This is a genomic window from Malaciobacter canalis, assembly GCF_008000835.1.
Lineage (GTDB): Bacteria > Campylobacterota > Campylobacteria > Campylobacterales > Arcobacteraceae > Malaciobacter > Malaciobacter canalis.
In genome coordinates, this window is record NZ_CP042812.1 from 198638 (window position 1) to 223272 (window position 24635).

The window sequence follows — 24635 nt, forward strand, 5'->3', positions numbered from 1 at the left end:
TTAGGTGCATTTGGATTTATATATGTTTGATTTAATTCTTTAGAGGGGTATTTAGCTGAATTTATTGTTGGATCATTTCCCCAAATTGCACCTAATGGAACTATTTTTTTCCAAGCTGTTTCTCCTTTTGCATCTTTATTATATAATTTGATTTCTACCTTTATTTTTTGCTAAATATAATTTTTCATCTGCTAATTTTATTAAATTCTTTGGAGTAATATTTTTTATTTCTTTAGATGAAGCAATACCCATACTTAAAGTTATGTAAGTGCTAACTTTAGATTTTTCATGTGCAATTTTAAGATTATCAATATTACTTTTAATTTCAGTTGCAATTTTATGTGCATTTTCAATAGAAGTATTAGGTAAAATTATGGCAAATTCTTCTCCACCATATCTTGCAACTAAATCATTAGTTCTTTTTAGATTGTCATTTAAAATTTTTGCAACATATTTTAAACATTCATCTCCTTGAAAATGTCCATAATAATCATTATATAACTTAAAATAATCAATATCACACATAATTAAACATAAGCTTTCATTTGTTCTTTGAACTCTTGCGCACTCTTGTTCTATATAAGTATCAAAAACTCTTCTATTTTTAATATTTGTAAGTGAATCAACAGTTGCAAGCATATCTAATTTTTTTACTGCTTCTTGAAGCTCTTTTTCTACTTCTTTTCTTTTTTCATTCTCTTTTATGATATCTGAATTCAGTTCTAAAATTTTTCTATTTTGAACTTGTAATTTTATATTTTGATTTTCTAGTTCATCATTTTTTTTATCTAAAGCTTTTGTTCTTTCAGCTACTTTTTGCTCAAGATTTTTGTACATTATTGCATTTTCAATTGAAATGGCAATTTGACCACTTAAATGTTTTAATAATTCAATTTGTTCTTTTGAAAATACTCCTGACATTGCATTGTTTTCTAAATAGATTAGTCCTCTTACTTTATTATGAAAAATTAAAGGCAAACATAAAACAGATTTAACTCCTCTATTAATGGCATCATTTTCTTTTATAAAAATTGAATTACTATTTAAATCATCAATTACAATGGGTTTCTTAGTTCTTAAAACATAATTAATTACATTATGTACAATATTGTTTGATTTCTCAAACTCAATATTTTGCATTACATCAATATTTATTGATTTATATGACGCAGTAGCTTGAATGTAATACTTGTTATTATCTTCAAGTAATACATTTGCATATTGTGCGCCAGATTTTTCAAGTATAATGTGTAATAAATTTTTTAACAAATTAGGTAATTTTTGCTCTTTAACAATAGCTTCAGCAGCTTTTGTTAAAGTATTAAAGTTAATTGATTCAGAAGAGTTATTACTGCTAGTTGAAGAGTTTTTTATTAAAACACCCCATTGCACAAGAGCTTCTTGTTCTTGTTTTTTTAAAAGTTTCGATACTCTTTCTTGATTGATTTTTTTATAGATATTTGATAATAATCTATTTGCTATAGCTATTAAATGAGTTTGCGAATAAATTTCTGCTGCTTCAATGGCTTTTTCAAAATATTTAAATGCTTCATTAATTTTATTTTCAATTCTATATATTTCTGCTTTTATTAAATTCTTTCTTACTAAAAAGTTTTCTGGACACTCTAAACTATATTTTTCAAACTCTAATAAATTTTTTTTGATTGTATTAAGATATCTTTTTTTTAAGCCATCATTTACTTTTTCATATAAATTTGAAAATATTAATGATTCATAAAAGTAGTGCTCTAGGGCATGTATTGTGCCTTTAGAAACTTCAAGAAATCTTTTACTTTGTAAATAATATTCATAGGCTTGTTTATAATCTTCATGAATAAATAATGTAATAGTTTTATTAATATAATAGTAGTGCGCAAAGTGTAATGAGTTATAGTTTTCTAAACTTTTCACATACTCATCTTCATCAAAATATTTATTACAGAAAGATTTTTTATCTATTGTTTGTGCTTTTAAATTAGCTATTGTTTGTTTTACACTTAAAATAGCCCCTAATTGTTCATATGCTTTTATTCTTTTAAGAGTTTTTTCAAATATCTCAATTTGTTTGTTAATATTATCTAAGCAAACACCTCTTAAAAACATACTTTGTATAATTCCTGCTGCTGCACAGCCACTATGAAAAAGATCACCTATTAATAAACCTTTGTTATATGATTCAAACCATTTTTGTTCAGTTATTGCAGTTGGCAACAGCCATGAAAATGCAAAATAGCCAGATACAAAATTAACTTCAGGGTATAAAGTAGTATTATTATATTTTTTTATCATATCTAAAGAGAGGTTTGCATATTTATAACCTAATTTGTGGTTTTGTTTTATAGCTCCTTGGAAAATAACTCCAAAAACCATAAATCCAATAACTGCATCTTTTGTATCTCCATGTTTTAAACACAATTTTACTAATTTCATTGATACAAGTACACAAAGCTTTGGATCGATTTGATATGCAGCTTTTAATAAAGCAGAGAGTAATTTTATCATAATTACTATTTTTTCATCTTTTGCTTGGGGTAATGAAAGTAAACTATTTGGATTTTTGCTTTTTAGTTTATACTTTAAGTATATAGAGTCTTTTGTGTACATAACTTTGCTAAACTCTTTTGGTATATTTAAGTCAAATAGTTCTAAAGCCTCTTTTCCTGTTTCGTAAGCATTCTTAAACTCTGAAAAATCAGAATAAAGTTTTATTATTTGTTCATAAATATATGCTTTTTCAAGATTTGTTATAGCTACATAAATAGCCTTATTATAATATTTTAGCGCAGTTTTTTTATTTAGAACCATATGTTCACAAATTGCATAATCTTTTAATATTTCACTATAATTATCTTTTGATTTTATATCACTATAAAGATTTAATGCCTCTTTCATATATTTTAGTGCCATAATAAAATCTGCATTTTCTCTTGCATTAATTGAAGCTTTATAATTAAGTGTTGCTAAATAATCTTTTTGCTCTTTTGTTTTAAAAAGGGTTCTTGCATTATTATAATGATTTATATAAGTTAAATAATCATTATTTTTCTTATGTAAATTTAAGCTTAACATAGAATCTGCAATCTTTTTATGATATGAACTTCTTTCACTTAATATTATAGAATTATATATAACTTGTTGTATTCTGTCATGGGAAAATTTATATTTCTCATACTCATAATTATTTATATTTTTACTTTTTACAATCCATTCATTTAAAATAGTTTTATTTAGTGTTTGTTTAAAGTTTATATCATCATTATAGATATTTTTTAAAAGCTCTTCATCAAATTTATTTCCAATACAAGAAGCTATCTTTAATAATCTATTTTCTTCTTTATCAAGTTTATTTATTTTATTCTCTAATAGTTCTATAATATTATTACTTGCTGAAATTGTATTTAATTGATTTAAATCACACTTCCATTTGAACTGTTTATAATTAAAATATATAATTTCTTCATCTAATAATTGTTTTAAAAGCTGAATAATAAAAAAACAATTTCCTGAGGTTTTCCTAAAGATTAGTTTTGCTACTTCATCATCATTTTCTAGTTTTATATTTGTTTTTAGTATATTTTTTATATCTTCAAGTTTTAAAGGTTTTAAATGAAATGTTTTTAATTTGATATCATCTTTTTTTAATTTGTTTAAAAGTTTATATAATCTTGAATTCTCTTTTACCTCATTATCTCTATATGTAATAATTGTAACAGTGTTTTTTAATTGATAAAGGGAAGTTTCTAACCAAGTTCTTGTAATTTCATCACTCCATTGCATATCATCAATAAAAATAAGTAAAGGAGATTTTTTTGTTGCAAATAGTTGTAAATATTTAAATAAATAGTTATCAAACTTTATTTTTGATACCTCTTCATTATTTATTGTTTTATTACTATTATCATTTAAAATAATTTTTAATTCTGGAATTAGTTCATAAAGTATTTTTGCCTCACTACCAAGTGAATTTGATATATTCTCTTTCCATGAATTTAGAGTATATGAGTCTTTTGTTAATAATTGTTTTGAAAATTCTCTTATTTTCTCATATAAAAATTTGTAAGAAATATTTTGTTTATAGTTGTCTAGCTTTATTTCCAATAAATTAGATGTACCTATATTTGAAAGCTGTAAAGCTGTTTTTACAAATGATGTTTTACCTACTCCTGAAGCACCTTTTATAATTAGTAGCTTATTATCTATATTCTTTATTGATTTTTTTAATTCTTCTAATTCTTCTTCTCTTCCAAATAGTTTTTTAGTGCTATTAATTAGAAAGTTTTTTTGAAATTGATCTATTTCAAATGTGCAAAAGCTCTTATCTTTTAAAAATTGATCTTTTATTTTTTTTAAATCTATTAAAACAGATAAGATATTACTATATCTATCAATAGGATTTTTTTGAATCATTTTTTCGATTACATTTGATATGATTTTTGGTATTTTAAAATCAAGTTCACTCAAAGATAGAAACTCTTTTGTAATAATTGTATGAGATAGTGAGAGTAAATCTTTTGAATCATAAGGAACAACTCCTGATAACATCTCGTAGAAAACTATTCCTAATGAGTATATATCTGTTTGTTCAGTAATTGAAAAATTTATTCTACTTGTTTGTTCAGGAGCTTTGTATATATCTGTATTATTAGTTGTTTTTTTAATACTTTTTATTTTAGATATCTCTTTAGATTCTGAAAAATCGAAAAGTTTAATTTCATTTGTTCTTTCATTTATAAGAATAGAACTAGTTGTGAAGTTTTGATAGATGATATTTTTTTCATGTAAATAGTAGCAAACTTCACAAAGATTAATTGCAATACTTAAAAAACTATATAAGTCTAGCTTTTTATTTTCAATTTTTAATTTCAAAGTCATTTGATTAAAACTATTTAAAACTAAAAAGCATTTATTATTTTGTTTTGAAAATCTTTTACTTCAATAATATTTTCATGTTTTAAATTTTTTAAAATTAAGAATTCATTTTCCAAGTTTTCTAAACTTCTTTGATCAGTTAAAAACTCTTTATTGGCTTTTATAAAAACTTCTTCTTTATTATTAAGTTCTTCTGCTAGGAAAAAATCAAACTCTTTTTTTAATTCTAGTTTTCTTAATAGTTTATAGTTTTTAGTAATCAAAATAAACCTTAGTTTTTGATTATTTTAGTTAAATTAAACTTTATTATATTTTACAAAATATAATTAAGTAAAATTATTATAGTTTAAAATTAAGAGTGTATTTTTTTATATTTTTCTTTTAAATTTAATCTATAGCACATTTTAATTCCATAAAGATAGATAATCCAAGAAATATAAATCCAAAAAAAAGAAAAAAGTAGTGTTGATAATGAACCATATATAGTTGAGTAAGTTTTATTATATATTACATAATAGACAAACAGATTTTTAGTAATAGATAATATTACAAGAGTAAAAAACGATGAAATTAATGCAGCTTTTTTATATATAAACTTATTTATACTAAATTTAAAAAGTAAGAAAAATATAAACCATGCAATAGTAAATACAGTTATACTATTTACAATAGAGTTATTATATAAAGATAAAATAATATCTGATATAGTAAATAAAAAAGGAAGAGCAACTAAGAAGATTAAATAAAGAAAAAAAAGTTTATACATTGGTCTTCTTTTAGCTTTATGTATTTTATTAATAATATATTCATAATCTTTAAAAAACATAATAAATACAAAAAACATATATATAATTCCTATATAACCTAATTTAGTAGAATTTGATATGAAATTTTTAAATGAATTTATAAAGTCTTGTGAGTGTGTAGGATTTAAGATATCAAATATATTTGTTATAAAGATATTTAAATAACTTTGAAATATCTCCATTGTTGAAATAATTGCTATTAAAAGAGTAATTATTGGTAATATAGAAAATATTGTGAAAAAACTAAGACTTGCAGCATAATATGTTGTATCATCATTAAAAAATGAGTCAAGTAACTTAATAAACTTTTTAGAATATTGTGTTACAAGACTTTGTTTTTCCATTTTATAAACCCATTTTAAAAGGATTTAAAATATTATTTGGATCAAAAGCTTTTTTGATACTTCTAAATAGTTCAAGTTCAGCTTCATTAAATGCAATGTTCATAAAAGGTGCTTTTGAAAGTCCAATTCCATGCTCTCCACTTAATGTTCCACCCATATCTACAACAAGTTGGAAAATCTCTTCAATAGCTTTATGACCATCTTCCATCTCTTTTTCATTTGTTTTGTCTTTAACCATTACATTTACATGAATATTTCCATCACCTGCATGGCCAAAACAAGGAACATTGAATCCGTATTTTTCCCCAATTTTGTAAATCTCATCAAGAGCTATTGGTAATTTACTTCTTGGAACTGAAATGTCTTCATTTAGTTTTTTTGTTCCATAAATAGCTGTTGCAGGACTAGCATTCTTTCTTGCAAACCATAATGCACTTGAGTGCTCTTCATCTTTTGCAGTTATAAAATCTACTGAACCATATTCAGCAAATGCATCTTTTAGTGTTTGTATTTGAGAATCTATTTCTGCTTGGCTACTTCCATCCACATCTCCAACTAAAATCCCACCTGCATTTTGAGGTAGTTCTACTTGAGGAAATTTTTGTTTTAATGCTTTTATTACTAAAGCATCTAAAAATTCCATTGCAACAGGATTTGCTCCACTTGCAAGTGATTTAAATACTGCATTCATTGCTTTATTTACATCAGGAAAAACACCCATATATGTTTGTTTAAATTTTGGTTTAGGAATTAGTTTTAAGGTGATTTCTGTAATAACTGCTAGTGTTCCCTCGCTTGCAATTAAAATACCAGCAGTGTTATATCCTGCAACATCTTTAATTGTTTTTTTACCAGCTGTAATTATTTCACCATTTGGTAAAACAGCTCTTAATGCAACTACATAATCTTTTGTAATTCCATATTTTGCAGCTCTCATTCCACCTGCATTTTCACTTACATTCCCACCAAGTGTTGAATATTGTTCACTTGCCGGATCTGGAGGATAAAATAGTCCTACCTCTTCAACAGCTTTTTGAAACTCCATATTTATAAGTCCTGGTTGAACAACACCTACCATATTCTCCATATCAATTTCAAGTAGTTTATTCATATGTCTTTCTAAGCTTAAAATAATACCACCGTTTGATGGAAGTGCTCCTCCTGTAAATCCTGAACCTGCACCTCTTGGAACAATTACTATTTTTTCTTCATTACAATATCTTAATATTTTAGATACATCTTGTTCATCTTTTGGGAAAACAACTGCATCTGGTTCAAATCTCTCTTTTGTAGCATCATAGCAATAAGCAATTAAGTGAGCTTTGTCAGCTTTTACATTTTCACTTCCTACAATACTTTCAAAGTGTTCTAAATGTTTTTTATCTATCATTATTTTAATCCTAGAATTGATCTATAATAATCATTATACATGTCATTTTTATTTATTATTTCATCTTTTTTCATTTCACCCTCAAGCAAAATCTCTTCTTCTGATCTTTCATCATCACCAAAGATATCTTTTAAGAAACTAAGCTCAGTTATACTTTTAATTATACCTGCAAATGGAGCTTCTTCAATACCCTCAATTCTTGTGTAAAAAGGCATTTTTTCTGTATCTAAATAGTTATAAGCTAAAGTATAATTATCTAAAATAGCAAATGTTTTAGTATCAACTACATAAGCTTTATTTTTTATTACAATAAAAATTGTTCCTAAATTTTGTTCAATTGCAAAATCTTGGATTGTACTTTTCGATGGTAAAGGTTCTCTTTGCGATTTTAAATTTGCTGCAAAAATATCAGAGTGTAAAAATGTATTTAATCTAAATTTCCCCCTTGCAACTTGAAAAGCATCTTGTGAAGGAGCAATTAAAAGTGATTTATCATACATATAGTTTAAAATTAATGTATCACCATTTTTAGGTTTTGCATTAGAAGTTGGTATTGCATTTTGTTTTAAATCCATAAATGGAATAAATTTTATTTCAGAAGAGTCTTCAGAAGTTTTAGTAACATAAGCATTAGATACGATTAGTTTTTGTCCATTTTCATATTTTTTTAAAACTATACCGCTTTGTCCAACTCTTAAATTTCCAATATTAATAGAAGCAGTTTTATTATTAACATTTTTTAAACTAGTTTTAATCTCTTTAAAAGATAAAGGTTTTTGATTTTGAATTTTCAATGCAGCATTATTGTCTACTTTTATTATATCATCAGTTGTTAAAACATATTGATAATTTAATCCCTCATCAGAACTTGTTATTTTTATATCTTTTAGTTTCCAGCCATTCTTTTTCATATCAATTAATGACAATTCACCCTTACAAACACCACCATCAAGTTTAGTTTTTTCTATAGTTGAAGGACTTGTCCAGTCTTTTTTATAGCAAATTGTAGTATCAGCACTTACACTATTTGCAAATAGTAAAGCACTTGATGCTAATAATAATTTAATTGAAGCTTTTTTCATTATTGTATTCCTTATTTTGATTGTAACTGTTTTAATTTTTCTTTTACTGCTTCAACATGACCTTTTACTTTTACCTTAGTCCATAAAGCTGCAATTTCACCTTCTGGGTTAATAATAAATGTTGATCTTACTACTCCCATATACTCTTTACCCATAAATTTTTTAAGTTGCCATATACCAAAGTCTTCACACATTTTTTTATCTTCATCAGATAAAAGAGTAATTGTCAACTCTTTTTTTTCAATAAATTTTCTATGTTTTGCAGTATCATCAGGGCTTACTCCTAAAATTACAGCATCTAAATCATCAAACTCTGGTTCATTAGCTGAAAACTCACAAGCTTCAGTTGTACAACCTGGAGTTAAATCTTTTGGATAGAAGTATAATACAATCCATTTGCCTTTTAAATCTCTTGAATGAATTTCAACATCATCTTGATTTTTTGCACAAAATTCAGGTGCTTTTGATCCAATCTCTAACATTTAAATCCTTTTATTTATTTTATTGCTATAAATGTTGCAAAGTTTACCCATTTAAATAGTACTTCACAGTGGGAAAAACCTGCATCTAATATCATTTTTTTATTTTCATCATCGGTATATGGTATTAAAACATTTTCTAATGCTTCTCTTTTTTGTGAAATCTCAAATTCACTATAACCTTGTTTTTTCTTAAAATCATAATATGTATCAATGCATTGTTTATTTAAAACTTTGTTTGATGATATTACTTTTTCACTAAATATAAAAATACCATCATCTTTTAAAGAATCATATATCTTTTTAATAAGTTTTTCTCTTTGTAAAGGTCTAATAAACTGCAAAGTGTAGTTTGAGATAACTAATTTTGCATTATCATAAGATGTATCAAGTAAATCTTCATTTTTAAGTTTTATATCAATACCAAATGCTTTACATTTTTTTGAAGCCCTAGAAAGCATTGCACTTGAGTTATCAATACCTACTAAATTTAAATCAACATTTGATTGTTTTCCTAATTCTATAAGTGTTGAAGCTGTTGAACAACCTAAATCATATACCGTATCAGCTTCTTTTAAATAGTTTAGTGCAAAATTTATAGTTAATTCTTGCATTTGCTTATAAAAAGGAATTGACCGATTTAGCATATCATCAAATACAGATGCTACATCTTCATCAAACTCGAATTGTTTTTTTATCGATTTTTCAAATATTTTATCTACCATAAGTATATTTTATCTAAATGAATATTAATTATTATTTATCAAAATACTTAAGTGCGTTATTTATATCTTTGACAATTTGCTTTTTTAAATCTTCAAAGTTATCAAACTTATGATTTTCTCTTAATTTATCAATAAATTCAATCTGAATTTTACCTATAATATTTTCTATATCTTCACTAATTATATGTGTTTCTATAGCATAGCTACCATCTGTTGTTACTCTATGACCTAAAAAAGTTACAGATTTATAAGATTTGTCTTTTATTGTAGTTTTTGTAATATAAACACCCTCATTTGGAAGAAGAAAGTTTTCAACAGTAAGATTAATAGTAGGAACAAAGCTTTTTTTCCCTAAACCTTGTCCTTTTGTAGTCTGACCAGTGATTTTATAATTTTTTCCTAAAAGTTCATTTGCTTTTTTTACGTTTCCATTTTTAATAAACTCTCGTATGTATCTTGAGTGAATTGCAAGATTATTATCACATATTTCATCAACTACAATTACCTCTCCATCAAAAAGTTTCTTAAGTCCTAAAGTATCATATTTCCTATTTTTGCCAAAACAAAAATCAAAACCTACAATAATTCTTTTAAGATTAGGAAACTCTTCTTTTAAAAGCTTTATAAACTCCTCTCCCTCAAGGTGTTTAATATTATCAAGAACATAGTAGTAAACAGGGAAATTTGTATACTCTTGTCTATAACTTTTTGGTGTAAGGTTTGAATGTCCAGACTCAATTGCAACAACCGCACCATTTTTATCAAGTTTTTTAAAAAGTTGTTGATGTGCAATATGCATACCATCAAAGCCACCAATTGCAATAGATGTAATATTTTTTTTATTTATCAAAGTAGAATAACTCTTCTTCATTACCATCTTTCCCTTGTATTTTACTATATGAACTATATTTTAAATTCCAATTTAAAATTTTTGTAGTATCTATAAATCTTTCTCTTGCTTTCAAAATGGCTTTTTTGTCTTTTACGACACCTTTTTTATCTCTTTTTATATTTTTGCCAACTTCAAATTGAGGTTTAAAAAGTATAATTATTTTATTCTTTGCTAATCTATTTATATCTTCAATAATATTTAAAATAGATATAAAAGATACATCACAAGTTACTAAGTCAAATTTTTCATTAGACTTAAACTCTCTAATATCTGTATTTTCATAAAATGAAATTTTCTTATTATTTTTTATTTTTTCATGTAGTTGATTTGAACCAACATCAACACATGTTACACTATTTACATAATTATTTAGTAAAATTTGTGTAAATCCACCAGTACTACTTCCAATATCTAGTGTATTTAAATCTTTAAGCTTAATATTGATTTCATCTAAAAAGTATTTAAGCTTATAAGCAGCTCTACTTACAAAAAAATCATCTTCTAATATCTTTATATTTATTGGTTCTTCTACAATAAAAGAAGGTTTTGTAATAATTTTATTATCTACTTGAACTTTTTTTGATTTAATAAGTTCACTTGCTTTATTTCTACTTTGAATATCAAATTTTTTTGTAAGGTATTGGTCTAATCTCATAAAGATATTATAATATAAAAATATTCAAAAAATGATTATTTATTCTTACATAAGAGAAAAAATGCTTTAATAAAAAAGAATACAAATAAAAAGAGTCAAGATTGAAATATGTAAAAAAAGAGTTTTTTGAAATCTTTGAAGAGAAAAAATCAAAATTTATTGCGCATCTTTTTCCCTCAAGAGATTTTGATGAAGTTATGAGTAGATTAAAAAAAGAGCATCCAAAAGCTAGGCATCATGTATATGCATATAGATATTTAAATGAATTAGAACAAATTGTTGAAAATAGTAGTGATGATGGAGAACCAAAAGGCACAAGTGGAAAACCATCTTTAAATGTTTTAGCAGGAAATGATCTTATAAATAGTGCAGTAATAATAGTTAGGTATTTTGGGGGAGTTAAATTAGGAACAGGAGGCTTAGTAAGAGCATATTCGGATTCTGTAAATAAAGTTATAAAAAATAGTGAGCTTTATGAGTATGAAAAACTTGAAAACTTAACTATAATGTGTGATTATAGTGAACTTTCAAAGTTAGAGTATGATTTACAGCTTTTAGATATAAATATTTTAAATAAAGAGTTTACTACTGATGTAACACTTTTTTTGCAAGCTACAAAAGAGAAACTAAATAGATTAAAATCAAAACTTGAAAGAACAATTACAATAATTTAAAAATATAAGCTTTTAAAAGATATAATTTTTTATATTATTTTTTAAGGGCTTATTATGAAATTCTTTCTATTATGTACACTACTTTTCTTTAATCCTTTTTTATTTGCAGATGATTTAAAAAAAGATGTTAAGTTTAAAAATCTTGACTTAAAAGATTTAATAAAAGTAAGTTCTAAAATTTTGGATAAAAATATACTTGTAAAAACTGATATAAAAGGAAAAGTCGATTTTATTTCTGTAAAACCTATATCAAAAAAACAGTTGCTTGAAGTATTAAAAAACTCATTAGAATCTTTTGGATATGAGTTAATTGATAAAGATAGTTTTTTTATAATAAAAGAAAAAAAACAAGAAAAGAAACAAAAGAAAATTGAACATAAAGTAATTACAAAAGTTATTGCATTGAAAAATATTCAAGTAGAACAGTTAAAGAAAATTTTACAAAACTTTAAAACAATAAATAAATATGAAAAACTTTTTATCTCAAGTGATAATGAATCAAACTCTTTAATCTTAATAGGTAAAGTACAAATTATTCAAAATATAGAAAAATTAGTGAAAAAGTTAGATAAAGATGAACCCCAAATATTTTTAAAAGCAAAAATTGTTGAACTTAATAGTAATCTTGTAAATAAAGTTGGTTTAAGATATGGCTTACTTTCAGGTAAAACATCAAATAGTGGAATTTTTACGATAGCATCAAACTTAAATTCAAATGAAGCAGTAGATTTTGACATAAGTAGTATTGGTTTATCTATTCCTACTTTAAAATCTTCAATATCATTAGGTGCTACACTATCTTTGTTACATCAAAACTATGCATTAAAAATTGTATCTGAACCATCTATTTTATGTATAAATAATAAAAAAAGTACAATATATGTAGGGCAGAGCATATCTTTACAGACTTCTTCTACTACAACAAGTGGAGGAAATACCAGCTACTCTTTTGAAAGAAAAGATGTTGGTTTAAAACTAGAGGTTAAACCAAGACTAAAAGCAGATGATAATAAAGTTAGACTTTATATAAATACTATTTTAGAGGGAGTGAAAAATAGTACAACAAATAACCAACCAGATACAACTAAAAAAAGTGTTTCAACTTTTGCAGTAGTTTCAAATGGAGAGAGTATTATTTTAGGAGGCTTAGTTGAAAATAGGAATGAGAAATTAGATGATGAGGTGCCTTATTTCTCTTCATTGCCTATAATTGGTAATTTATTTAAGCATAAAAATAATTCTAGTAAACAAAGTAATCTTGTGATTGTAATAACTCCTTATATTATTCCAAAAAATAAAGATATAACTTTTATAAGAGAAGAGTTAGCAAAATTAGAAAAACTTGAAGAGTTATTGCTTATAAAAAGTACCAAAAACAGAAAGCTTGATAAGCAAAATAAATATTTAAAATTGCATAATCAAAGGGTAAAAGATCTTCTTGATGGAAACTAGATATTGAAACTAGACTATTTTATAGTTACTTTTTTAAGAAGTCTATCTTCAATAATTGATGATCTAAAACTTTTTATTTGAGAGTTTAATATTTTATTACAATCAGTACATAAAGTAATTAAATTTTCAAAATTATAACCACCTCCATTTGATAAAGGTCTAATAAAAACTATATGCGCATCTATAAGTTCAATACTTAAGCCACATCTTTTACATTTACAATTATCTCTTCTGTATGTAAACTCTTTTCTTTTAGCCCAATCATTTGGCAGTTTTCCTTTTATTGGTTTACAATTTTGTTCATAAGTACTCCAAAGAAAATCTTTATGAATACATTTTTGAGTTTCAAGTTCATACTTAAAATCAAAAAATTGAGAAACTAAATCTTCAATAACTAATATTTGTCTAAGTTTTGCATCTTTTTCCATGTTAGTTTTTTGAACAATTGAATAGTCAAATTCTATTTTAGGGTAGTATGTATTTAAATAGTTTTTTATATTCTCTTCAAAGGTTTGAAAGTCACCTTGTCTTGTAAAAAAACTATATACTTTTTTTCTATAGATATATAAAGGAATTAATAAAATAATTATTATACTACCAATGATGATAAAATCTGTATCAAGTATCATTTATAGTAGCTTTGGATTAATTAAGTGATTATTTAAAGACTTTTTAGCTTCTTCAAAATTTCCTGCGGCAAGATTTTTTAGTTCATCTATATGTAAAACTGGAAGATTAACTTCTCTTCTTGCAATTTTATTTAACTCTTTTCTATTAAAGTCAAATATATAAAAGTCATTTAAATTATCAACTACAATAAAATCAGCACCTTTATCAAAAGCTTCAAGAAGCACTGTTGAAGCTAATTTAAAAGTGAACTCTTTATTTATATGAAAACTATTTTTTGCTAAATCGATTGAAGAGTTTTCAATATGAATTATTTTTGCTTCTAATTTATTTAAATAGTTTAAAATGCAATTACTATTACTATAATATGAAATATTAAATTCATTGAAGCTATTTTCAATATTTTCACTACTGGCTTTTTCAATTGAAATACTATTTTTTTTATTTATTTTAAAATTTTGTTCACTCTCTTCTTTGTTCATGCTTAATAAATTTCTTAAATTTAAAATAATTCTTTCTATACTATCATCTATGTTAAATACTCTATTTTCTAAATTTGTATGATATTGTATTCCAAATTCGCATGTTTTAATAATATTAAGAATCTCTTCTTTATTTTTACTATTTTCATTTATTAAATCATTTGCTAAAAGTAAGATTGCATCTCCAATATAATCTTTTTCAAAATTCAATGTATTTGATGCATAATAGTATATTTTATAATCTTCATATTTTTTAATATCTTTTTTTGAAATAAACTTTTCAAGTAAAGATAGTTTTGAATAAAAATCATCTTCATTTATGATTAGGTCATTCATACATCTTTTAGTACTTATAGGTTCAATAGTTATTTCATTTCCTACTTTATTTACTAATTCCATTAAATTAACTTCGCAATTTGTAAAGATATTATTTACTTTTACTAAAAATGAGTCACAACTTTCATAAGAGAAGTTCTCTTTTTCATTTATACTATTTAGTAAATCTAAAAGAGTTATCTCATTTTCAATTTTTAGATGATATTTCTTATAATATGGTAAATAATCAGATTTGTAATCAAATTTAAATAATGATACTTCTAATTTCATTTTTTGCCTTTAATTTTTATTCATTGTGTCTTTGTATATTAACACCAATTTTGCTTAGCTTTTTTTCTAAGTTTTCATATCCCCTATCAAGATGGTAAATTCTATGAATATCTGTCTCTCCTTGTGCAACTAATGCTGCTAGGACTAATGCAGATGATGCTCTTAAGTCTGTTGCCATAACATCAGTACCATTTAGTTTACTTGGAGTCCCATTTATTGTTGCAATATTACCATTTAGGTGAATATCTGCACCCAATCTTAGTAATTCACTAACATGCATAAATCGATTTTCAAATAATCTTTCATCAATAGTACTTGTTCCATTTGCTTGAGTTGCAAGTGCCATAAACTGTGCTTGCATATCTGTAGGAAAACCAGGATATTCAGAAGTTACAATATTTACAGGTTTAATATCTTTTGTAGGCATAATAGTTAAACTATTTTCTTCTTGTATAATTTCAAAATTCATCTCTTCAAGTTTTGAAATTATAGCCTCTAAATGTAAAGGAATAATATTTGTAATTGTAAGTTTTGAGTTTGTAATAGCAGCCGCACACATATATGTTCCAGCTTCAATTCTGTCAGGAATAATATTAAAGTCTTTAAACTCAAGAAGTTTTTTGTCACTTCCTTGAATTATAAGTTTTGAAGTTCCAACTCCTTTTATATCAACACCTGCATCTTGAAGTACTTCACATAATTGAACAATTTCTGGTTCTTTTGCTGCATTAATAATTGTAGTTGTTCCTGTTGCTAAACTAGCAGCCATAATTATATTTTCAGTACCACCAACAGTAACTTTATCAAATACAATCTTTGCTCCTTTTAATCCATCTTCACAACTTGCTTGAATATATCCGCTTTTTATTTCAATTCTTGCACCCATTTGTTCTAAGGCTTTTAAATGCAAATCAACAGGTCTTTGTCCAATTGCACAACCACCAGGAAGAGAGACTTCACAATGACCAAATCTAGCCAATAGAGGTCCTAAAACTAAAATTGAAGCTCTCATTGTTTTTACAATATCATAAGTTGCTTTTGTATTATTAATAGTTGAGGTTTCTATATGTATTGTATTTTTATCTTTTGTGTAAGAACTACCAAGTTTTTCTAATAGTTTTAATAAAGTATTAATATCAACTACATCAGGTAGATTCCCTATTTTTATTCTATTTTTAGCCAAAATAGTAGAAGCTAGAAGAGGAAGAGCTGCATTTTTTGCTCCAGAGATATTAATTTCTCCTTCAAGCTTTTTATTACCAATTATTTTTAAATATTTCATTATTATCCTAGTTGTATATAATATTATATGTATGAGTTTATATTCTATCAAATTATTGCTAAAAAGATTAGTAGTAATATTTACCTAAAAACAATAATCTTGCTTTAATTATAAACACAATAGAATTTCGCTTTTAAAATTTAGGATGTATTATGAAAGAAGATGTTTCTTTAGGAATAAAGTATATGTTATTTGCTTCTTTAATGTTTGCTTTTATGGGAGCTAGTGCTAAAGAACTTAGTGATTCAGTAAGCTCAGTTGAAGTGGTGTTTTTTAGAAATTTATTTGGTGTTGCAATAATACTATTTTCAGTTTATAGAAAACCTTTAGTTCAAGAAGGGGGGAAACCATTACTTTTGATTTTTAGAGGTATGGCTGGTTTTATTGCATTATTAATGTTTTTTTATAATATTGCTGAAATCTCTTTAGCAGAAGCCATGACTTTTTCAAAAACCTCTACAATCTTTACAGCAGTATTTGCTTATATTTTTGTAAAAGAAAAATTAGGATTTAAAGGTTGGCTTGGTGTATTTATAGGTTTTATTGGAATACTATTTATAACCAAATTTGATGGAAGTACATTGGAAAAAACTGATTGGTTGGGAATTTTAAGTGGTGTTGGAGCAGCACTTGCTTATACTTCAATTAGAGAATTAAGAAAATATTATGATAGCAGAGCAATTGTTTTGTCTTTTATGGGAATTGGAACAATAGGACCTTTACTTTTAATGTTAGTTGCAGAGTTTTACTCTCCTTCCACACTTGATTTTATGTTAGAAACTTTTGTTATGCCAAGTGGTAAAGATTGGTTTTTTATTATATTATTGGGAGTTTTTGCAACATATGCACAAATTTATATGACAAAAGCATACTCTTGTGCAAAGGCAGGCATTATAGGTACTATTTCTTATGCTAATATTGCATTTTCCATTATATTAGGGATGTTTTTAGGTGATGCATTCCCTGACATTTGGATTATTTTAGGTATACTTTTAATAGTAATTAGTGGATTTTTAGTTTCGTTGAAAAAGGATTAATGTGAACAATACTGTATTAATAATAGATATTACAATAGCATTATTTGTTATTATAATCATAGCTTGGTATGTACATGATAAGTATGTACAAAGAGATCATCAGTTATTAGTTAATTATCCAATTATTGGTAGGCTTAGATATGTTTTTGAAGAGTTTAGAGAGCCTTTTAGACAATATTTTGGTGATGAGAAATTTTATGAATCAAAAGATAAACTAGATTGGGTTTATAAAGCAGCAAGAGATGTTCCTAACTATGCATCTTTTTCTCCCTCTCAACCTTTGCCTAAACCAAAATTCATGTTAAGACATGCTACTATTGTATTAAATGAAGATGAGGTAGATACACACTTTGAAGTGGTATTTGGTGAAAAAAGAAAATATCCATATCATGCAAAATCAATTATTGCAAGAAGTGCAATGAGTGATGGTTCTATCTCACCTGAGGGTACAAGAGCTTTTGTAAGAGGCTCTTTTATGGGAAATTTTCCAATTAATTCAGGTGAGGGTGGATTAACATCAAACTTTTTTGTTACACATAGAAATTATAAACCTGATTATATGACTGTGGTTCATGGAAATATTTTTCAAAGAGTTTGCAAAAAGATAGTACAAAAATTATTTAATGGTGCAATGGCAGCAGATGCATATAGAAGTTTAGTATTTAAAAAAGATCCAGAAGCTGAAACTTATGTTTTTGATTTAAAATCAGAAATATTTCATAGACCAAATTGGGAAGCACCATTAGAAAGCTTTCCAAAAGAAGTTCCCCAAGATATGCCTGATATTATATTGCAGTTAAGTTCAGGTTTGTATGGAGCTAGGGATAAACAAGGTAATTTTGATCCAGATAGATATCAAAAAACTATGAGATTTTGTAAAATGACTGAAATTAAAATGGCACAAGGGGCAAAACAAACTGGAGGAAAATTAATTGCAGATAAAGTAAGCCCAGCAATAGCTTATTATAGAAATGTTGAAGCACATAAAGATTTATTTTCTCCAAACAGATTTCCTTATGCAAATAGTGTTGAAGAGTTATTTGATTTTGTTGGTAAACTTCAAGAGTTATCTGAGAAACCAGTTGGTATTAAAATAGTTATTTCTGATATAGAAAATATTGAACCATATGCAAAAGAGATTAAAAAAAGAGTTGATGCAGGCAATGATGCATATCCAGATTTTATATCTATTGATGGAGGAAGTGGAGGAAGTGCAACTGCTCCAATTGAGATGATGGAAAGAATAGGTCTTAATGCAAGAGACTCTATATATTTAGTTGATAAAATCCTAAGAGATTATGATGTAAGAGATAAAATAAAACTAGTTGCTAGCGGTAAAGTTTTAACTCCAGATGATTTAATCATTATTTTATCTTTAGGTGCAGATTTTGTTCAAATTGCAAGAGGTTTTATGATGAGTGCAGGGTGTATTAGAGCTAGATATTGTTCTGGAACAAATGGTCATGAGTGTCCAGTAGGTCTTGCTACTCAAGATAAAAGTAAAAGAAAAAAATATTTTGTTTATAAACATGCAAAATATGTAAGGGATTACCATAATAACTTGCTAAAAGGCGTGAGAGGTCTTTTAGCAGTAATGGGACTTAAAAATGTAAGTCAATTAAATAAACATAGATTGATTTTCCTTGATAAAGATTCAAAAGTACATGATAATATTGATGATGTATTTAAACGAAGACTTGATATAGGAAAAGATTTGGGAGATGAATATCATGAACTTAGATAAAGTTATTGCAGGTTTTTTTATTATTTTAGCTATGACTGTAAATTTTGGTTTTTTTTATGGTGATATGGACTCTTTGGAAATGCATAGCAAATATGAACTATTTGCAGCTATTATTATTAACATTATTGCAACAACATTAAAACTTGGTGATAAAACACAAATGGGTTCAGTTTTACTAGCAACATCACTAGTTGCTGATATTCAATTAATTAGTGCAGCAGTTATTTGGACAGTTGCAGAATATGCTTATACAATAGATAGAGAAATTGTTGGAATGATTATCTCTTTATCAGGTGGAGCATTACTTGCAAATATTACTTCTGTTACATTATATGTTGGTGAAACAATAAAATCTAAAAGATAGGTTTAAAAGTGAAGAATAGTTCTTTATTTATCATTCTTTATCGAATGAGAGTGCCTTTTTTAGTGATTATTGTAGCCTATACAATAGCAATAACTGGCTTAGTTTTAATCGAAGGTAAGGATCCAAGTGGTAATCCTTACCATATGTCTATTTTTGATGCTTTTTATTTTGTTAGTTATACAGCAACTACAATAGGATTTGGAGAAACTCCTTATGAGTTTACATACGCTCAAAGAATTTGGGTGAGTTTTTCAATTTATATTACAGTAATTGGATGGTTTTATGGTATTGGTTCTTTAGTTAGACTTTTACAAGATAAACTATTTTTACAAGAGATTGAAAAAAGTAGATTTAGACGACAAATTAAAAATATAAAACAAAAGTTTATAATAATATTAGGCTATAATCAAATTACTAGTGAAATAATAAAAAGAGCAATAGCTCAAGATATTAGAGCTGTTGTAATTGAAAAAGGTGTAGCTAAAAGTAATGAGCTTTTATTAGAGAACTTTACTCCTACTGTACCTGTACTAATGGGTGATGCACATAGTTCAAAGTCATTAGAAGAAGCAGGAATCAAAAAAATAAATTGTAAAGGCTTAGTGGCTCTTTTTGAAGACGATTCTTTAAACTTAAGAATTGCATTAACTTCAAAACTATTAAATAAAAATGTAAAATTAGTTATAAAATCAACTACTGAAAATCATACAGAAAATCTAAAAGATTTAGATGTTGAAATTGTGGCAAATCCATTTTCAATAATAGCAAAAGAGATAAACATGGCATTAACTGCTCCTAATTTACTAAAATTAGAAAAATGGTTATTTAAAGTTGATACTTTAAACTCTTCTTTACCTCTTTTTCCTAAGGGCAAATATATAATTTGTGGTTTTGGAAGAATGGGGCAAAGCGTTTATGAAAAATTAAAAACAAATAATATAGAAGCCCATTTTATAGAAATAGAAAAGAAGAATGTAGAGTTTAAGAATAATAGTTTTACAAAACTAACTTATGCAAATGCTGATGATAAAGATACTTTATTGGAAATTGGAGTAACAAATGCAGTTGCAATAATAGCAGCAACAAATAATGATACAACAAATTTATCAATTTTAGCTACTGCAAAAAAACTAAATCCAAAAATAATGACAATTGTAAGAGAAAATGAGATGGAAGATTTCTCAATTTTTAAAAGTGCAAATATTGACCATATTTTTATGCCAGCTAAAATTTTAATTAATAAAACAACCAATGCTTTAATAAATCCTCTTTCTGATCTATTTAGTAGAATTGTTTCTGAAAAAGATGAAACTTGGGCTGCAAAGTTAGTTAGAAGACTTTTTGAAACAATAGATGAAAACCCACTTCTATTTGAACTTGAATTAGATTTTGAAAAAGCACCAGAAATTGCAAGATATTTAAAAATAAAAAAAGAGATAGAGTTAAAAATATTTAGTGTATCATTACATAATAAAGAACAAAGAAATAATGTTGTGCCTTTGCTGATATTAAGAAATAAAGAAGAGATTTTACTTCCATCATGGGATACAAAATTACAATTTGATGATAAAATTCTTTTTGCTTGTGATGAACATGCAAAAAATGATATGGAGTATATAGCTCAAAATATTTATGAATTTTACTATGCTTTAACAGGAAAAGAAAAAAGAACTATTTTTAAAGGATTATTTAAATGATTATTTTAACAGGACCATGTGTATTAGAAGATAGAGATACAATAATGAAAATTGCAGAGAGTTTAAAACCACTAAGTGAAGATAAAAGAGTCGAGTTTTATTTCAAAGCTTCATTTGACAAAGCAAATAGAACAAGTATTAGTTCTTATAGAGGTCCTGGATTAGATGAAGGGCTTAAAATATTTGAAGAGGTGAAAAAAGAGTTTGGATATAAAGTTATTACAGACATTCACGAATCTTATCAAGCTAAACCAGCTTCTGAAGTTATGGATATTTTACAAATACCAGCTTTTTTATGTAGACAAACTGATCTTTTAATAGAAGCTGCAAAAACAAACTGTAAAATTAATATTAAAAAAGGTCAATTTTTAGCAGCTGATGCTATGAAACATCCTGTTGAAAAGGTTTTACAAACAAGAGGTGTTAATACTATAAACTATGAGACTTCCAAAGAAAATGGTGTTTGGTTATGTGAAAGGGGAAATACATTTGGTTATGGAGCATTAGTCGTTGATATGAGAAATTTAATACTAATGAGAGAATATGCCCCTGTGATTTTTGATGCAACACACTCTGTTCAAATACCAAGTACAGGTGGAACTACAGGTGGTAACTCAAAATTTGTACCACATATGGCAAGAGCAGCTGCTAGTGTTGGTGTTGATGGCTTCTTTTTTGAAACACATACTAATCCATCAGTGGCTAAAAGTGATGGACCAAATATGCTTCAAATTGATGAACTTTATAAAACAGTTGAAGATATTTTTGCAATAAAAAAAGCTTTAAAAAATTAAAGCTTTAATTTCTTAATTTTATTTTAGATATAATCGCAAAATATGAAATAATATAAATAGTTAAACATAGCTATAAAATTGGAGTAAAGATGAATGTTATAGAAGGTAAACTAAGACTTAATGGCAATGAAAAAGTTGCGATTATTAACGGAAGATTTAATCATATTATTACTGATAGATTGGTTGAGGGTGCAAAAGATGCATTTATAAGACATGGTGGAAATGAAGAGAATTTAGATTTATTATTAGTTCCTGGTGCATTTGAAATTCCATTTGCATTAGAAAAAGCATTAAAAAGTGGTAAGTATGATGCTGTATGTTGTGTTGGGGCAGTAATTAGAGGTGCAACTCCTCATTTTGACTATATCTCAGCAGAAGCAACAAAAGGTATAGCAACTGTAACACTACAATATGGTAAGCCTGTATCAAATGGAGTTTTAACTACAGATACAATTGAACAAGCTATTGAAAGAGCTGGTTCTAAAGTTGGAAACAAAGGTTCAGAAGCAATGATAACAATCATTGAAATGTTAGACTTATATAACGAGTTAGGAAAGTAATGGCTACAAGAACACAAGCAAGAGAATCAGTAATAGGTTTATTATATGCAGTTGATTTAGGTAATGAAGGAATAATAAACTTTATTGATGAGATATTAGAAGATAAAAAAATAAGAAATAAGCAAAAAACTTTTGCATTAAATCTTTTTAATGGTGTAATTGATAATTTAGATGAAATTGATAAAGAGATTGAATCACATTTAAATCAAGGTAAAATCCTTGATTTAGGAAATGTAGAAAAAGCAATACTAAGACTTGCAGTTTATGAAACTTTATTTGGTGAGTTAGATAAACCAATTATTATAAATGAAGCAATAGAGTTATCAAAAAGACTTGCAAGTGATAATGCACCAAAATTTATAAATGGTGTTTTAGATAAAGTTAAAAGGCAAAAATAGTGAAATTATGTATATCTTTAGATTTACCTACTGCAAAACAGAATTTAGATTTAGTAAGAAACATAAATAGTAATGAATTAAATAAAGAGATTTGGTTAAAAATAGGATTTAGAACTTATCTAAGAGATGGAAAATCTTTTTTAGAAGAGATAAAAAAAATCAATAAAGATTTTAAAATCTTTCTTGATTTAAAATTATATGATATCCCTAATACTATGGCCGATGCAGCTGAAGATATTTCAAAATTTGGACTTATTGATATGTTTAATGTTCATGCAAGTGCTGGAAAAGTTGCTATGAAAGAAGTAATGAATAGAATTAAATATATTCCAAATAGACCACTTGTTTTATCTGTAACAGCTTTGACTTCATTTGATAATGATAATTTTAGAGCTGTATATAATGAAGATATTGATACTAAAGCTAGAAAGTTTGCTATTGATTCATTTGATTCTGGACTTGATGGTGTAGTTTGCTCAGCATATGAAAGTAAAGATATAAAATCAAGTACTTCAGAAGATTTTATAACTTTATGTCCAGGAATAAGACCTTTTGGTGAAGATTCTGGGGATCAAAAAAGAGTTGCAGATATTATAAAAGCTAAAGAAGAACTTGTTGATTTTATTGTTGTTGGTAGACCAATTTATAAATCAGCAACACCAAAAGAGATAGTAGAAAAGATCATAAATACTATTTAAATATATAAAAAACACTTGAATTTATAAGTAATTAAATAAAACGACTTAATTTAAGTGTTTTTTAAGTCACTAAGCATTATAATTCTCGTCCAGTTTTTGAGGTAATCAAAAATTGTAAATTGGACAGATGGGTGAGCTGGCTGAAACCACTTCCCTGCTAAGGAAGCGTACTGGCAACGGTACCGAGGGTTCGAATCCCTCTCTGTCCGCCATAAAAATAGATAATGGAATTGGGTCATTAGCTCAGCTGGTTAGAGCACTCGGCTCATAACCGAGTGGTCGGAGGTTCGAGTCCTCCATGACCCACCAGTTGCGGGAGTAGCTCAGTTGGCTAGAGCTTCTGCCTTCCAAGCAGATTGTCGCGAGTTCGAGTCTCGTCTCCCGCTCCATTATTTTATTTTAAGTTATTTTAATTATAATTTCATTCGCATTTTTATGCGGGAGTAGCTCAGTTGGCTAGAGCTTCTGCCTTCCAAGCAGATTGTCGCGAGTTCGAGTCTCGTCTCCCGCTCCATGTGAAAGTTTCAAATTATTTATGCGGGAGTAGCTCAGTTGGCTAGAGCTTCTGCCTTCCAAGCAGATTGTCGCGAGTTCGAGTCTCGTCTCCCGCTCCATAAATATCATAACGCGGAATAGAGCAGTCAGGTAGCTCGTCGGGCTCATAACCCGAAGGTCACAAGTTCAAATCTTGTTTCCGCAACCAAATTTAGTAGTCAAACTTAATAAATATGTCAAGGTAGCTCAGCTGGCTAGAGCGCTGGTCTCATAAGCCGGAGGTCGGGAGTTCAAGTCTCCCTCTTGACACCACTATAAGTGCTGGTGTAGCTCAGTTGGCTAGAGCAGCTGATTTGTAATCAGCAGGTCGTAGGTTCGACTCCTATCACCAGCTCCACTTATATTGGGGTATCGCCAAGTGGTAAGGCAACGGCTTTTGGTGCCGTCATTCGTAGGTTCGAATCCTACTACCCCATCCATACT

The 24635-nt window shown here is 26.7% G+C and carries 22 protein-coding genes and 9 tRNA genes; 19 read left to right on the forward strand and 12 right to left on the reverse strand.

The window, feature by feature from the left end; genetic code table 11:
• Positions 1–138: 138 nt before the first annotated feature.
• The 9 genes from ACAN_RS00940 to tlyA all read right to left on the reverse strand — a co-directional run bounded on the left by ACAN_RS00940 (position 139) and on the right by tlyA (position 11242).
• Positions 139–4872 (reverse strand): diguanylate cyclase domain-containing protein, encoded by a 4734-nt coding sequence (locus ACAN_RS00940; protein WP_099335333.1) that lies wholly within the window; start codon positions 4870–4872, stop codon positions 139–141.
• Between the two features lie 20 nt (positions 4873–4892).
• Complete coding sequence (locus ACAN_RS00945; protein WP_099335332.1) at positions 4893–5132, reverse strand: hypothetical protein; 240 nt, start codon at positions 5130–5132, stop codon at positions 4893–4895.
• 89 nt (positions 5133–5221) lie between these two features.
• On the reverse strand, positions 5222–6019 hold the full coding sequence (locus ACAN_RS00950) for a YihY/virulence factor BrkB family protein (protein WP_099335331.1): 798 nt from the start codon (positions 6017–6019) through the stop codon (positions 5222–5224).
• Position 6020: 1 nt separating this feature from the next.
• On the reverse strand, positions 6021–7409 hold the full coding sequence (locus ACAN_RS00955) for an FAD-binding oxidoreductase (protein WP_099335330.1): 1389 nt from the start codon (positions 7407–7409) through the stop codon (positions 6021–6023).
• Positions 7409–8491, reverse strand: coding sequence for a plasminogen-binding N-terminal domain-containing protein (locus ACAN_RS00960; RefSeq protein ID WP_099335329.1), 1083 nt, complete (start codon positions 8489–8491; stop codon positions 7409–7411). Before ACAN_RS00960 ends, ACAN_RS00955 begins: the two co-directional genes overlap by 1 nt.
• Positions 8492–8502: 11 nt before the next feature.
• The gene (gene bcp, locus ACAN_RS00965; protein WP_079580223.1) at positions 8503–8973 is read right to left on the reverse strand and encodes a thioredoxin-dependent thiol peroxidase; all 471 of its coding nucleotides are present in this window, start codon (positions 8971–8973) and stop codon (positions 8503–8505) included.
• Between the two features lie 14 nt (positions 8974–8987).
• Complete coding sequence (gene cmoA / locus ACAN_RS00970; RefSeq protein ID WP_099335328.1) at positions 8988–9695, reverse strand: carboxy-S-adenosyl-L-methionine synthase CmoA; 708 nt, start codon at positions 9693–9695, stop codon at positions 8988–8990.
• Positions 9696–9726: 31 nt separating this feature from the next.
• A complete protein-coding gene (locus ACAN_RS00975) occupies positions 9727–10566 on the reverse strand; it encodes a bifunctional riboflavin kinase/FAD synthetase (RefSeq protein WP_099335327.1) in 840 nt (279 codons plus the stop codon).
• The gene (tlyA, locus tag ACAN_RS00980) at positions 10535–11242 is read right to left on the reverse strand and encodes a 23S rRNA (cytidine-2'-O)-methyltransferase TlyA (protein ID WP_099335326.1); all 708 of its coding nucleotides are present in this window, start codon (positions 11240–11242) and stop codon (positions 10535–10537) included. The genes ACAN_RS00975 and tlyA overlap by 32 nt, the downstream gene beginning before the upstream one ends.
• A 101-nt stretch (positions 11243–11343) precedes the next feature.
• Here tlyA and ACAN_RS00985 point away from each other — a divergent pair, with 101 nt between their 5' ends.
• Together ACAN_RS00985 and ACAN_RS00990 are read left to right on the forward strand one after the other, a co-directional pair.
• Positions 11344–11916: a YigZ family protein gene (locus ACAN_RS00985; protein ID WP_099335325.1), complete on the forward strand. Its 573-nt coding sequence runs from the start codon at positions 11344–11346 to the stop codon at positions 11914–11916.
• Between the two features lie 54 nt (positions 11917–11970).
• Positions 11971–13368: a type II secretion system protein GspD gene (locus ACAN_RS00990; protein ID WP_099335324.1), complete on the forward strand. Its 1398-nt coding sequence runs from the start codon at positions 11971–11973 to the stop codon at positions 13366–13368.
• A 14-nt stretch (positions 13369–13382) separates the two neighbouring features.
• Here the strand turns inward: ACAN_RS00990 and ACAN_RS00995 are convergent, their stop codons facing one another.
• The 3 genes from ACAN_RS00995 to murA are packed head-to-tail and all read right to left on the reverse strand — an operon-like array spanning position 13383 to position 16365.
• Positions 13383–13997 carry an HNH endonuclease gene (locus ACAN_RS00995; protein WP_099335323.1) on the reverse strand — a complete coding sequence of 205 codons (615 nt, stop codon included), beginning with the start codon at positions 13995–13997 and terminating at the stop codon, positions 13383–13385.
• Entirely contained in the window at positions 13998–15083 is a 1086-nt protein-coding gene (locus ACAN_RS01000) for an HdrB C-terminal domain-containing protein (RefSeq protein WP_099335322.1), read from the reverse strand.
• 16 nt (positions 15084–15099) lie between these two features.
• Positions 15100–16365: a UDP-N-acetylglucosamine 1-carboxyvinyltransferase gene (gene murA / locus ACAN_RS01005; RefSeq protein ID WP_099335321.1), complete on the reverse strand. Its 1266-nt coding sequence runs from the start codon at positions 16363–16365 to the stop codon at positions 15100–15102.
• A gap of 152 nt (positions 16366–16517) precedes the next feature.
• Here murA and ACAN_RS01010 point away from each other — a divergent pair, with 152 nt between their 5' ends.
• The 17 genes from ACAN_RS01010 (at position 16518) to ACAN_RS01090 (ending at position 24631) form a co-directional block, all read left to right on the forward strand.
• Entirely contained in the window at positions 16518–17402 is an 885-nt protein-coding gene (locus ACAN_RS01010; RefSeq protein WP_099335320.1) for a DMT family transporter, read from the forward strand.
• A 1-nt stretch (position 17403) separates the two neighbouring features.
• Positions 17404–19146 carry an FMN-binding glutamate synthase family protein gene (locus tag ACAN_RS01015; RefSeq protein ID WP_228150673.1) on the forward strand — a complete coding sequence of 581 codons (1743 nt, stop codon included), beginning with the start codon at positions 17404–17406 and terminating at the stop codon, positions 19144–19146.
• Positions 19133–19510, forward strand: a complete 378-nt coding sequence (locus ACAN_RS01020) for a DUF6394 family protein (protein ID WP_079580233.1) — start codon at positions 19133–19135, stop codon at positions 19508–19510. The genes ACAN_RS01015 and ACAN_RS01020 overlap by 14 nt, the downstream gene beginning before the upstream one ends.
• Positions 19511–19518: 8 nt before the next feature.
• A complete protein-coding gene (locus ACAN_RS01025; protein WP_099335319.1) occupies positions 19519–21207 on the forward strand; it encodes a potassium channel family protein in 1689 nt (562 codons plus the stop codon).
• Positions 21204–22001 carry a 3-deoxy-8-phosphooctulonate synthase gene (gene kdsA / locus ACAN_RS01030; protein ID WP_099335318.1) on the forward strand — a complete coding sequence of 266 codons (798 nt, stop codon included), beginning with the start codon at positions 21204–21206 and terminating at the stop codon, positions 21999–22001. Before ACAN_RS01025 ends, kdsA begins: the two co-directional genes overlap by 4 nt.
• 89 nt (positions 22002–22090) lie before the next feature.
• On the forward strand, positions 22091–22561 hold the full coding sequence (gene ribH / locus ACAN_RS01035; protein ID WP_079580236.1) for a 6,7-dimethyl-8-ribityllumazine synthase: 471 nt from the start codon (positions 22091–22093) through the stop codon (positions 22559–22561).
• Positions 22561–22959: a transcription antitermination factor NusB gene (nusB, locus tag ACAN_RS01040; protein WP_079580237.1), complete on the forward strand. Its 399-nt coding sequence runs from the start codon at positions 22561–22563 to the stop codon at positions 22957–22959. Before ribH ends, nusB begins: the two co-directional genes overlap by 1 nt.
• Entirely contained in the window at positions 22959–23657 is a 699-nt protein-coding gene (pyrF, locus tag ACAN_RS01045; RefSeq protein ID WP_099335317.1) for an orotidine-5'-phosphate decarboxylase, read from the forward strand. The genes nusB and pyrF overlap by 1 nt, the downstream gene beginning before the upstream one ends.
• 121 nt (positions 23658–23778) lie before the next feature.
• A tRNA-Ser gene (locus tag ACAN_RS01050) sits at positions 23779–23869 on the forward strand.
• A 20-nt stretch (positions 23870–23889) separates the two neighbouring features.
• A tRNA-Ile gene (locus ACAN_RS01055) sits at positions 23890–23966 on the forward strand.
• A gap of 3 nt (positions 23967–23969) precedes the next feature.
• Positions 23970–24046: transfer RNA gene (locus ACAN_RS01060), tRNA-Gly, on the forward strand.
• A gap of 48 nt (positions 24047–24094) precedes the next feature.
• Positions 24095–24171 (forward strand) — tRNA-Gly (locus ACAN_RS01065).
• A 23-nt stretch (positions 24172–24194) separates the two neighbouring features.
• Positions 24195–24271, forward strand: a tRNA-Gly gene (locus ACAN_RS01070).
• 12 nt (positions 24272–24283) lie between these two features.
• A tRNA-Met gene (locus ACAN_RS01075) sits at positions 24284–24360 on the forward strand.
• 27 nt (positions 24361–24387) lie between these two features.
• Positions 24388–24464, forward strand: a tRNA-Met gene (locus ACAN_RS01080).
• A gap of 8 nt (positions 24465–24472) precedes the next feature.
• Positions 24473–24549 (forward strand) — tRNA-Thr (locus ACAN_RS01085).
• Between the two features lie 7 nt (positions 24550–24556).
• Positions 24557–24631: transfer RNA gene (locus tag ACAN_RS01090), tRNA-Gln, on the forward strand.
• Positions 24632–24635: the final 4 nt, after the last annotated feature.